The sequence below is a fragment of the Mycobacterium sp. genome (assembly GCF_035653355.1).
GTDB lineage: Bacteria > Actinomycetota > Actinomycetes > Mycobacteriales > Mycobacteriaceae > Mycobacterium.
This window is the reverse complement of sequence record NZ_DASRBZ010000450.1, coordinates 1-11,361: the sequence shown is the minus strand read 5'-3', so window position 1 is coordinate 11,361 and position 11,361 is coordinate 1. Positions and strand designations below refer to the sequence as shown.

The window sequence follows — 11,361 nt, the reverse complement described above, 5'->3', positions numbered from 1 at the left end:
CGGGCCGGATCAGGATTGCCGGTCGACAGGTCGCGGGCGCCGTGCGGGATGACCGGTCCGCGCAGCGATCTCGGTGTGGTCGCCGGGCGCTCGCGGACCCGTGTGCCGCGCCGCCCGGCGGTCTCGACGGCCCCGCGATCGCGCAGTAAGCGGTAGGCCGCCGCAACGGTGTTGGGGTTCACGCCGAGCTCGCCGGCCAGCTCCCGGATCGGTGGCAGCGCGGTGCCTGGGGCGAGCGCGCCCCGGGCAATCGCGTCTTCGACGTTCGCCGCAATGCTTTCCGCACCCGACCCACGTATGGTGTACTGTACTGGCACAAAAATCAGTATGTACTAGTGCAAACAACGAGGCAATCCGTTGGACCCGACGAAATACCTGCCGAAACCACACACGACGCCCACCCGGTATCGGGAGCGCGCCCGCTACGACCGCGAGACCGTCCACCAAGTTCTCGACGAGGCGCTGGTCTGCCACCTGGGCTACGTCAATGCGGGCCGCCCGGTGGTCCTGCCCACGATGCACGCCCGCCTGGACGAGACGCTGTATCTGCACGGCTCCACCGGTAGCGGCCCGATGCTGGCGGCGAAGGCGTCGGGGGGCCTGCCGGTCTGTGTGACGGTGACCGCCGTCGACGGGCTTGTGCTGGCCCGCGCGGCGTTGCACCACTCGGTGAACTACCGCTCGGTCGTCGTGATGGGCACTGCTTATCTGGTCGAGGACACGCAGGCCAAGTTGCGAGTGCTGCAAGCCCTTCTCGACCATGTGGTAGCTGGTCGGGCTACCGACAGCCGGATGCCCGACGATCGTGAACTCGCGGCCACCGGTGTGCTGGCGCTCGACCTCGTCGACGTCTCGGCCAAAGTGCGTACCGGCGGCCCGGTCGACGATCCGGACGACGCCGCGTTGCCACACTGGTCGGGTATCGTGCCGCTGACCCTCACTGCGGGTACGCCGATACCGGCCAGCGATCTCGATCCCGCCACAGTGCTGCCCGACTACCTGGCGCGCTATGTGAGCTAGGCGCGTGGGTTCTGCTCATCGGGATCGAAACCTCGGCGCCTTTCGGTAGGTGGCGTAATAGCCGGTTGAGACGTCGCTTTCGGCCGGTGGGCGTGGAACCGGCAGCGGCGCAATGCGCTACCTACCAGCGTGGCCGAAAGCGCTGCTGGCGGGCCGAAAACCCTGTGCGGCATTAGCGTGACGGCGTGGCCGCACCGTTGCCGATTCGTCGCCCCCGGGCCGACCGTGCCCGCCAAGTCGCCGACGTGCTGCGCCACCAGATTCATGCCGGGGCTTACGACGAGGGGCTGCCCGCCGAGCAGGAGTTGGCTGCGGAATTCCACGTCTCCCGCAACACGATTCGCGAGGCGCTGGCCGTCCTGAAGAACGAGGGATTGATCGACCGCGGGCGCAAGGTCGGCACGCACGTCGCGCAGCGCAAGTACGACCATGGTCTCGATGCGTTGCTGGGGTTGAAGGAGACGTTCACCGGCCACGGCGAGGTCCGCAACGAAGTACGGGCCGCGACGTCGGTGACCGCCCCGCCGTCGGTGGCGAACCGGTTGCGATTGCAGCCCGGTCAGCCGGTGGTGTTCATTGAACGGCCGCGTTACCTTGGCGAGTTGCCGCTGAGCCTCGATTGACCTACCTCGCGCCCGACATCGGCAACCTGGTCGTCGCGCACCCGCTGGAAACCCACGACATCTTCGCGCTGATCGAGCAGGTCAGCGGACAGCCGCTGGGCGCGGCGACGCTGGCATTGGAGGCCATCCCCGCCGACGCGCATTCGGCGGCCACGCTACAGGTGCCCGTCGGCGCTCCGCTGCTCATGCTGGAGCGGCTTACCAGCCTGGACGACGGCCGACCCGTCGACCTGGAATACATCCGGATGCGCGGTGTTCGAATCACCATGCGCGCCGCGCATCGCCGAAGTCCTGGCCCTGGACGAGCCGACCATTGCCGATCTGTCGGACTATCTCAGCGATCCCGAACCCGGGGTGCGACGAACCGCGGTGGTCGCGCTGACCGAACACACCCCCGGCGACTACGCGCCCGCGCTGTTCGCCGCGCTCGATGACGACGACGCCGGCGTGCGGCATGCGGCGGCTGCCGGGATTCGTGAACTGGTCGAGGTGCTGCCGGAAGGTGCTACCGCACAGTCGTATTTGAGCTCGCGCGACGCAGTGGTGCGCGCTGCGGCGCTACATATTCTGGCCGCGCGACGTGCGGGTGCCGCCGACGACTACCGCCGGGCAGTCGCCGATAGCGACCACCGGGTGCGCATCGAGGCGGTGCGCGCGTTGGTGTCGATCGACGACGCGGCCGGGGTTGCCGCGGCCGCCGGCGACGAGAACCGCGAGGTGCGTATCGCGGTGGCCAAGGGCCTGGCGACCTTGCGCGCCGGTGTTGACGCCGTCCGAGCTCTGGTCGCTGACCCGGATCCGCTGGTATGCGCCGCGGCGCTGGCAGCATTAGGTGAGATAAGTTGCAGCCAAACCGATTTGGTGGCTGTCGAGCAGGCGGTGCGGTCGCCGGCGTGGCAGGTGCGAGAGGGCGCGGCCCGTGCACTCGCCGGTGCGGCGGCCGGTGTTGCGGTGCCTGCGCTGGCCGCCCTGCTCTCCGACGAGCACCTTGACGTGCGCAAGGCGGCGGTACTGAGTCTGACTCGGTGGGCCGGCGAGGCCGCCGCACGCGATGCGCTGAGCATCGCGCTCAAAGACGGTGACGCCGACGTGCGGGCCTACGCCCGCCGCGCGCTGGCTGCTGAACCTGCATAGTCGGCTACGGCTGCCTACACGCGCACCGCCCGCCCAATGACATACGTGTCCAATTACGGCAACCTGTTGCCCACGAACTCACTACGCTTTCCTACCGTGACGACTTCAGGCGGCTCAGCTAATTCCCGCCTGAAAGTGGACGACTGGGTTCAGACCGGTTTCCGGATCCTCGCCGAAGAGGGCATCAAGGCCCTGACCATCGACCGGCTGTGCCGCCGTCTCGGGGTTACCAAGGGCAGTTTCTACTGGCATTTCAGCGACATGAAGGCCTACCGCCGCGCGCTCATCGACACCTGGGCCGCGGTCCGTGACGAGGATCGCGGATTCTTCGGCGGCCTCGCGGCAGACCCGCCGCGGCAGCGGCTGTCGCGGATGATGACCGCGATGGTGGGGCCGCGGCACTGGATGCTGGAGCGCGGAATGCGCGAATGGGCCCGCTCCGAGCCTGCGGTCGCGGCGGCGGTACGGGAATCGGACCAACAGGTGGTGGCCGCGGTTCGGCAGGCCTTCGTCGACGACGGCTTCGATCCTGAAGAGGCCGACATGCGCGCCAACGCGACCTTCGCCGCCGGCATCGGCTTTTTGCATTTGTCCGGTTCGCGGCCGAACCCGCAGGCCGCCGGTCGCCGCGAGCGATTCTTGGAAGTGATGCTGCGCCACTAGTCAGCGTCCGCACCGAGATTGCGCTGACAGGATCGAGACTGCGCTCACGGCGGCGAAACCGTGCTCACGGCGGCGAAACTGCGCCAGCTGCGTGGTTTTGCCGCACAGCTCGCCATGGCCGCAGACTCGATGCAGGGATCCCGGCAGGGATCTGGCCCTGAGCGCTACAGCCCCAGCGCGCGGTAGGTGCGGCGCACGAATTTCGGTTGCACCGCTTGCAGTTTGGCGCGCGAGGTGTTTCCGGCGACCGCAGCGGCGGCATCCGACGACAGCGTCGGCAGATTCTGCACCAGATACAGCAGAATCAGGTCCGCCGACGGGTCAGCCTGCCACCACGTCCCGTATGCGCCCGGCCAGCTGAACGTCCCCGCTCCGCCCGGCCCGAACAGCGGCGCCGATTTCGCCGGATCGGTCACCACCGACAGGTTCAAGCCGAACCCGCGGCCAATCCAGAATGGCGAGCCCAGGAAGGGATGCCGCTTCTGCTCGGCGGTGAGCCGGTCCGTGCGCATTGCCCGCGCCGACTCGGCCGAGAGCACCCGCACTCCGTCCAGCGTCCCGTCACCCAACAACATCTGCGCGAACCGCAGATAATCGTCGGCGGTCGACCACAACCCGCCGCCGGCGTTCGGAAACGCCGGTAAGGACAGATACGGCGGCCACATCGCGTCATGCTGTAGCCGGTCGTCGTCGTCAAGCCGATACATGGTCGCCGCGCGGGATCGCTTCTCGGCCGGGACGAAAAACCCGGTGTCGCGCATGCCCATCGGTTGCAGGATTCGCTCGTCGAGAACCTGGTGAAACGGTTTGCCCTCGATCCGCGACACCAGGACACCGACCACGTCGATGGAGTGGCTGTAGGTGAGCCGCTCACCGGGCTGGTGCACCAGTGGCAGCGCGGCAAGCGCCTCCAGCCAGGCGTCCGGACCGTGTCCGAACGGCAGCCGAACATACGCCCGCGCGATCGGCCCGGTGACCGAGAAGCCGTACGCCAGGCCGCTGGTGTGGGTCAGCAGATCCTCGACCAGGATGGCGCGCTGCGCCGGATGGGTGCGCTCGAGCGGACCACTCGGGTCGTTGAGCACCCGCATGTCGGCGAATTCGGGCAGCCAGCGCGTGATCGGGTCGCGCAACGCCAGCTTGCCCTCGTCGACCAGGCTCATAGCGGCGGCGACGGTGACCGGCTTGGTCATCGACGCGATCCGAAACAGCGTGTCGCGCCGCATCGGCAGCCCGGCGTCGACATCACGGTAGCCAATCTCGTTGACCTGCAATACTTCTCCGTGCTGCCAGACCACGGTCACCGCGCCGGCAAGCAGGCCGGCGTCGCAGGCCTCCCGGATGGAAGCCTGGTTGCCGTCGAGATTCACCCGGATCAGGGTAGTGGGCGCCGCTGCGCGCGGACGAGCCAGAACGCCATCTCCACCTCGGCGCCGTCGACCTCGCGGCGCACGGTATTGGGCTCCAGCGACACGATGTCCCAGCCTGCGCCGCCCAGGACGTCACGCAACGTCTGCTCGGACACCACCGGTCGTGGCCGGTCTGGGTCGGGCGGGTTGGCGTCGCAGAAACATGACATCAACAGCGTTGCGCCGTCGCGGGTGGCCCGGTGCACGGCCTTCGCGTAGCTGTGTTTGCCGTCATCGTCCAGACAATGGAACATGCCGCTGTCGATGACGGTGTCGAACGCGGCCGAGTAGCCCTCCAACTTGGTGGAGTCGGCCACTGCGAACGTCACGTCGACGCCGGCGTCTTTGGCGCGGCGTTCGGCGGTGATCAGCGCAGTGGGGGAGATGTCCAGCCCGGTGACGTTGAAACCGTTCCGGGCCAGGAAGATCGCGTTGTCGCCCAGCCCGCAGCCGATGTCGAGCACGTCGCCGTGGACGAGGCCTTGCTTTTGCCAGCCGACGACACTTTCCTTGGGCGCCTTGGTATCCCACGGCGGGGTCGTCACCGCGGGCATGCCCTCGGCCGGGCTCTCGCCGCGGTAGAGGGCGTCGAAATCCAGACGGGAAACGCAGAAGATCCAGAGCCTGTCATTTTCGCCAGGGTAGCTAACTCACAACCGGGGTTTCGGGGCGTATCCGCAACAGGCCCTCGCAAACGGGTCACGGGCGATTAGAACAGCTAATCGCCAAGAGGCGGGCACAACATGCCGTCCGAGTCCCCGGTTCGATGGTCCGGCCTGGGGCGCCACGCGGCCCGGCTCATCGCTAGACGGACATGCAGTGTTAGGCTGCCGAGCAGTCGACATCCTTTAACGATCCGTCCGGCGAGGCGGAGAAGGAGGTCAAGTCACTCATGGGTGCTGTGGGCCACACGGGCTTAGGCAGCGAATCACGAGAATTGATGTCGGCGGCCGACGTCGGCCGCACCATTTCCCGTATCGCCCATCAGATCATCGAAAAGACCGCCTTAGACGACACTGGTCGCTCCGGTCCGCGGGTGGTGTTGCTGGGCATCCCCACCCGCGGCGTGACGCTCGCCCAGCGGCTGGCCTCCCGCATCGCCGAGTTCTCCGACGTGCATGTCGACCATGGCGCGCTCGACATCACCCTGTACCGCGACGACCTGATGCAAAAACCGCCGCGGCCGCTGGAAGCCACAAATATTCCGCCCGGCGGCATCGACGGCGCGCTGGTAATCCTGGTCGACGACGTGCTGTACTCCGGGCGCTCGGTGCGCTCCGCGCTCGACGCGCTGCGCGACATCGGCCGGCCGCGAATCGTGCAGCTGGCGGTGCTGGTCGACCGCGGTCACCGCGAGTTGCCGCTACGCGCTGACTACGTCGGCAAGAACGTGCCGACCTCCCGCAGCGAGAGTGTTCACGTACTGCTGAGCGAACACGACGGTCGCGACGCGGTGGTGATTTCCCGATGACGCGACACCTGCTCGCCGCCGGCGATCTGAGCCGCGACGACGCCACCGCGATCCTCGACGACGCCGACCGCTTCGCGCAGGCTTTGGTCGGCCGCGAGGTCAAGAAGCTGCCGACGCTGCGCGGCCGCACCATCATCACGATGTTCTACGAGAACTCCACACGCACCCGAGTGTCCTTCGAAGTCGCCGGCAAGCTGATGAGCGCCGACGTGATCAACGTCAGCGCGACCGGATCATCGGTGGGCAAAGGCGAATCGCTGCGCGACACCGCGTTGACCCTGCGCGCCGCCGGCGGCGACGCCTTGGTCATCCGCCATCCCGCCTCCGGCGCCGCGCAGCGGCTGGCCGACTGGACTTCTTCTTCTAGCACCGACGTGGCTGGTCCCTCGGTGATCAACGCCGGCGACGGTACCCACGAACACCCCACGCAGGCGCTGCTGGACGCGCTGACAATCCGCCAGCGGCTCGGCGGCATCGAAGGCCGTCGGATCGTGATCGTCGGCGACATCCTGCACAGCCGGGTCGCCCGCTCCAACGTCATGCTGCTGGCCACGCTGGGCGCCGAGGTGGTGCTGGTCGCGCCGCCGACGCTGCTGCCGGTCGGGGTGGCCGACTGGCCGGTCACCGTGTCGTACGACCTCGACGCCGAACTGCCCGCCGCCGACGCGGTGTTGATGCTGCGGGTGCAGGCTGAGCGGATGCACGGCGGCTTCTTCCCGTCCGCACGCGAATACTCGGTGCTCTACGGGCTTTCCGACCGCCGCCAAGCACTGCTGCCCGGCCATGCCGTGGTGCTGCACCCCGGTCCGATGCTGCGCGGCATGGAGATCGCGTCGTCGGTGGCCGACTCGTCGCAATCAGCTGTGCTGCAACAGGTTTCCAACGGCGTACACGTCCGGATGGCGGTGCTGTTTCATGTCCTGGTCGGAGCGGAGTCCCCGGAACGAGGGGCCGCGGCATGAGTGTGCTGATTCGGGGGGTTCGCCCGTACGGGCAGGGTAAGCGCGTCGACGTGCTCGTCGACAGTCCTGGTTTCGAGGGCCAGATCGCCGATATCGGTGCCGGGCTGCAGATTCCAGAAGACGCCGATGTCATCGACGCGACGGACCAGGTGCTGCTGCCCGGCTTCGTCGACCTGCATACCCATCTGCGTGAACCGGGCCGGGAGTACGCCGAAGACATCGAAAGCGGCTCGGCAGCAGCGGCTTTGGGCGGCTACACGGCTGTGTTCGCGATGCCCAACACCAACCCGGTCGCCGACAGCCCGGTGGTCACCGACCACGTGTGGCATCGCGGTCAGCAGGTCGGCCTGGTCGACGTGCATCCGGTTGGCGCGGTCACCGTGGGGCTGGCCGGAAAAGAGTTGACCGAGATGGGGATGATGGCCGCCGGCGCCGCCCAGGTGCGGATCTTCTCCGACGACGGCAACTGCGTGGCCGACCCGCTGGTCATGCGCCGCGCCCTGGAATACGCCACCGGCCTGGGCGTGCTCGTCGCCCAGCACGCCGAAGAGCCCAGACTGACCGTCGGCGCCGTCGCCCACGAAGGACCCAGCGCTGCCCGACTGGGCCTGTCCGGATGGCCGCGCGCCGCAGAGGAGTCGATCGTCGCCCGCGACGCCCTGCTGGCCCGCGACGCCGGCGCCCGGGTGCACATCTGCCATGCGTCCACCGCGGGCACCGTGGAGATCCTGAAATGGGCTAAGCAACGAGGCATTTCGATCACCGCGGAAGTGACTCCGCACCACCTGATGCTCGACGATTCCCGGCTCGCGAGCTACGACGGGGTGAACCGGGTCAACCCTCCGCTGCGCGAGGCCGCTGACGCTGCCGCGTTGCGTCAAGCCCTGGCCGACGGGGTAATCGACTGCGTGGCCACCGATCACGCCCCGCATGCCGAACACGAGAAGTGCGTCGAGTTCGTTGCCGCGCGACCGGGCATGCTCGGGCTGCAGACCGCGCTGTCGGTGGTGGTGGCCACCATGGTGCAGCCGGGCCTGCTGAGCTGGCGCGACGTCGCTCGGGTGATGAGCGAGAACCCGGCGCGCATCGCCGGATTGCCCGACCAGGGCCGCCCGCTGGAGGTCGGCGAGCCGGCCAACGTCACAGTCGTGGACCCCGACGCCACCTGGACCGTCGCCGGGTCCGAACTGGCCAGCCGCTCAGCCAACACGCCGTACGAGTCGATGACGTTGCCGGCCACGGTGACCGCGACGCTGCTGCGCGGCAAGATCACTGCCCGCGATGGAAAGAGCCCGGCTTGAATCGCGCCGGCGACGATGCAGAGCGAAGCGATGAGGAGGAGCGGCGCGCATGAATAGCGCAACGTTGATCGGCTCGCTCATTTTCGCCGCTGTGGTGGGGCTGTTGATCGCATTGGTGATCCAGCTGATGGTGCGCGGCTGGCGGCATCGCAGTGAACGCCAGGCCGCGTTGATCGGCGCCCTGCCCGAGGTGCCGGAGACGGTCGGCTCGGCGATCGTCGCACCAACCCCCGGCCTCTACGTCGGCTGCACCCTGGCGCCCAGGTGGCATGACCGGGTAGCGGTCGGGGATCTGGGCTACCGCAGCAAGGCGCTGCTGACCCGCTATCCCGAGGGGATTTTGGTGCAACGCTCGAAGGCCAGCCCGATCTGGATTCCCCAGGAGTCGATCACGGCCATCCGCACCGAGCGCGCCATGGTCGGCAAAGTCACCACACGCGACGGGATACTGGCGATCCGGTGGCGGCTGCCCTCGGGCGCCGAGATCGACACCGGGTTTCGCGGCGACGACCGCAGCCAGTACCAGCGCTGGCTGCCGGAGGCATGCTGATGACCAACCGCGACAGGGCCGCGCTGGTGCTCGAAGACGGCCGGATCTTCACCGGGACACCGTTCGGCGCGATCGGCCAAACACTGGGTGAGGCGGTGTTTTCCACCGGCATGTCCGGCTATCAGGAAACGCTGACCGATCCCAGCTACCACCGCCAGATCGTGGTGGCGACCGCACCGCAGATCGGCAACACAGGCTGGAACGCCGAAGACGCCGAAAGCCGCGGCGACAAGATCTGGGTGGCCGGCTACGCGGTGCGCGACCCGTCGCCGCGTGCCTCCAATTGGCGGGCCACCACCACGCTGGAGGACGAGCTGGTCCGCCAGCGCATCGTTGGTGTAGCCGGCATCGACACCCGCGCCGTGGTGCGTCATCTGCGCAGCCGCGGCTCTATGAAAGCCGGGATCTTCTCCGGTGTCGCGCTGGCCGATCCGGCCGAGCTGATCGAGCGGGTGCGCGCCCAGCCGGCGATGCTCGGCGCCGACCTGGCCGGTCAGGTCAGCACCGAGGGCACCTACATCATCGAACCTGAAGGGCCGCAACGGTTTACGGTCGCCGCACTGGATCTCGGAATCAAAACCAACACGCCGCGCAATTTCGCCCGGCGCGGCATCCGCAGCCATGTGCTGCCGTCGTCGGCAAGCTTCGAGCAGCTCGCCGAGATCAAACCGGACGGCGTGTTCTTGTCCAACGGCCCCGGCGATCCGGCCACCGCCGACCATGTCGTCGCCGTAACCCGTCAGGTGCTCGACGCCGGAATCCCGTTGTTGGGCATTTGTTTCGGCAACCAGATCCTCGGCCGCGCGCTGGGCCTGTCCACCTACAAGATGGTGTTCGGCCACCGCGGCATCAATGTGCCGGTGATCGACCACGCCACCCGGCGGGTCGCGATCACCGCGCAGAACCACGGGTTCGCGCTGGAAGGCGAAGCGGGTCAGCGCTTCGACACCCCGTTCGGCCCGGCGATCGTGAGCCACACCTGCGCCAACGACGGCGTCGTCGAAGGCGTCAAACTGGCCAGCGGGCGCGCGTTTTCGGTGCAATACCATCCCGAGGCCGCGGCCGGCCCACATGACGCGGAATACCTGTTCGACCAGTTCGTCGACCTGATGGCAGGGGAGCAGCCATGACCGCCGCTACGGCGAGCGTGCGTGTTTGTACGCCGACACGCGGCAAACGGCGTACAACGATGCCCGCTCGCGACAGGGAGGGTCGCTAATGCCGCGCCGCGCCGACCTGCGCCACGTGCTGGTGATCGGTTCCGGGCCGATCGTCATCGGGCAGGCCTGTGAATTCGACTATTCGGGCACCCAGGCCTGCCGGGTCCTCAAAGCCGAAGGCTTACAGGTCAGCCTGGTTAACTCCAACCCAGCCACGATCATGACCGACCCGGAGTTCGCCGACCACACCTACGTCGAGCCCATCACCCCGGCGTTCGTCGAACGCGTCATCGCCCAGCAAGCCCAGCGCGGCAACAAGATCGACGCGTTGCTGGCCACCCTGGGCGGGCAGACGGCGCTGAACACCGCGGTCGCACTCTACGAGAACGGCGTGCTGGAGCGCTATGACGTCGAGCTGATCGGCGCAGACTTCGACGCCATCCAGCGCGGCGAAGATCGGCAGCGGTTCAAAGACATCGTCGCCAAAGTCGGCGGCGAATCGGCCCGCAGCCGCGTCTGTTTCACCATGGACGAGGTCCGCGAAACGGTCGAGGAGCTGGGTCTGCCCGTCGTGGTGCGGCCGAGCTTCACCATGGGGGGCCTCGGCTCCGGCATGGCGCACAGCGCCGAAGAGGTCGACCGGATGGCCGGCGCCGGCCTGGCCGCCTCACCGAGCGCCAACGTGCTGATCGAGGAATCCATCTACGGCTGGAAGGAATTCGAGCTCGAGTTGATGCGCGACGGCCACGACAACGTCGTCGTGGTGTGCTCGATCGAGAACGTCGACCCGATGGGCGTGCACACCGGCGACTCGGTGACCGTAGCCCCGGCCATGACGCTGACCGACCGGGAATACCAGCGCATGCGCGACCTGGCCATCGCGATCCTGCGCGAGGTCGGGGTCGACACCGGCGGATGCAACATCCAGTTCGCGGTCAACCCGCGCGACGGTCGGCTGATCATCGTCGAAATGAACCCGCGGGTGTCACGATCCAGTGCGCTGGCGTCCAAGGCCACCGGCTTTCCGATCGCCAAGATCGCGGCCAAGCTGGCCATCGGCTACACCCT

Annotated in this window: 11 protein-coding genes and 2 pseudogenes; 10 read left to right on the top strand and 3 right to left on the bottom strand. The window is 67.9% G+C overall.

From position 1 onward, the window contains the following. Positions 1–317, bottom strand: a 317-nt coding sequence (locus tag VFA16_RS15580; protein ID WP_324968690.1) for a GntR family transcriptional regulator, incomplete at its 3' end; no start/stop codon positions are given. A 40-nt stretch (positions 318–357) separates the two neighbouring features. Here VFA16_RS15580 and VFA16_RS15575 point away from each other — a divergent pair. From VFA16_RS15575 to VFA16_RS15560, 4 genes and pseudogenes are all read left to right on the top strand, one after another. Beyond that, complete coding sequence (locus tag VFA16_RS15575) at positions 358–1,020, top strand: pyridoxamine 5'-phosphate oxidase family protein (protein ID WP_324968689.1); 663 nt, start codon at positions 358–360, stop codon at positions 1,018–1,020. A gap of 185 nt (positions 1,021–1,205) precedes the next feature. After that, a pseudogene (locus VFA16_RS15570) lies at positions 1,206–1,918 on the top strand (GntR family transcriptional regulator); the annotation flags it as partial. Next, positions 1,899–2,777, top strand: a pseudogene (locus tag VFA16_RS15565) (HEAT repeat domain-containing protein); the annotation flags it as partial. The pseudogenes VFA16_RS15570 and VFA16_RS15565, both read left to right, overlap by 20 nt. A 96-nt stretch (positions 2,778–2,873) precedes the next feature. Then, positions 2,874–3,440 carry a TetR/AcrR family transcriptional regulator gene (locus tag VFA16_RS15560; RefSeq protein WP_324968688.1) on the top strand — a complete coding sequence of 189 codons (567 nt, stop codon included), beginning with the start codon at positions 2,874–2,876 and terminating at the stop codon, positions 3,438–3,440. A 164-nt stretch (positions 3,441–3,604) separates the two neighbouring features. Here the strand turns inward: VFA16_RS15560 and VFA16_RS15555 are convergent, their stop codons facing one another. Together VFA16_RS15555 and VFA16_RS15550 are read right to left on the bottom strand one after the other, a co-directional pair. Next, the gene (locus VFA16_RS15555) at positions 3,605–4,810 is read right to left on the bottom strand and encodes a serine hydrolase domain-containing protein (protein ID WP_324968687.1); all 1,206 of its coding nucleotides are present in this window, start codon (positions 4,808–4,810) and stop codon (positions 3,605–3,607) included. A 5-nt stretch (positions 4,811–4,815) separates the two neighbouring features. Beyond that, entirely contained in the window at positions 4,816–5,403 is a 588-nt protein-coding gene (locus tag VFA16_RS15550) for a class I SAM-dependent methyltransferase (RefSeq protein ID WP_324968686.1), read from the bottom strand. Positions 5,404–5,741: 338 nt separating this feature from the next. Between VFA16_RS15550 and pyrR the strand changes: the two genes are divergently transcribed. From pyrR to carB, 6 genes are all read left to right on the top strand, one after another. Beyond that, positions 5,742–6,320 carry a bifunctional pyr operon transcriptional regulator/uracil phosphoribosyltransferase PyrR gene (gene pyrR, locus VFA16_RS15545; protein WP_324968685.1) on the top strand — a complete coding sequence of 193 codons (579 nt, stop codon included), beginning with the start codon at positions 5,742–5,744 and terminating at the stop codon, positions 6,318–6,320. Continuing rightward, a complete protein-coding gene (locus tag VFA16_RS15540; RefSeq protein ID WP_324968684.1) occupies positions 6,317–7,282 on the top strand; it encodes an aspartate carbamoyltransferase catalytic subunit in 966 nt (321 codons plus the stop codon). The genes pyrR and VFA16_RS15540 overlap by 4 nt, the downstream gene beginning before the upstream one ends. Further along, positions 7,279–8,583, top strand: coding sequence for a dihydroorotase (locus tag VFA16_RS15535; protein ID WP_324968683.1), 1,305 nt, complete (start codon positions 7,279–7,281; stop codon positions 8,581–8,583). Before VFA16_RS15540 ends, VFA16_RS15535 begins: the two co-directional genes overlap by 4 nt. 49 nt (positions 8,584–8,632) lie before the next feature. Then, on the top strand, positions 8,633–9,133 hold the full coding sequence (locus VFA16_RS15530) for a transporter (RefSeq protein ID WP_324968682.1): 501 nt from the start codon (positions 8,633–8,635) through the stop codon (positions 9,131–9,133). Continuing rightward, positions 9,133–10,263: a glutamine-hydrolyzing carbamoyl-phosphate synthase small subunit gene (carA, locus tag VFA16_RS15525; protein ID WP_324968681.1), complete on the top strand. Its 1,131-nt coding sequence runs from the start codon at positions 9,133–9,135 to the stop codon at positions 10,261–10,263. Before VFA16_RS15530 ends, carA begins: the two co-directional genes overlap by 1 nt. Positions 10,264–10,351: 88 nt before the next feature. Beyond that, positions 10,352–11,361, top strand: a 1,010-nt coding sequence (gene carB, locus VFA16_RS15520) for a carbamoyl-phosphate synthase large subunit (RefSeq protein ID WP_324968680.1), incomplete at its 3' end; no start/stop codon positions are given.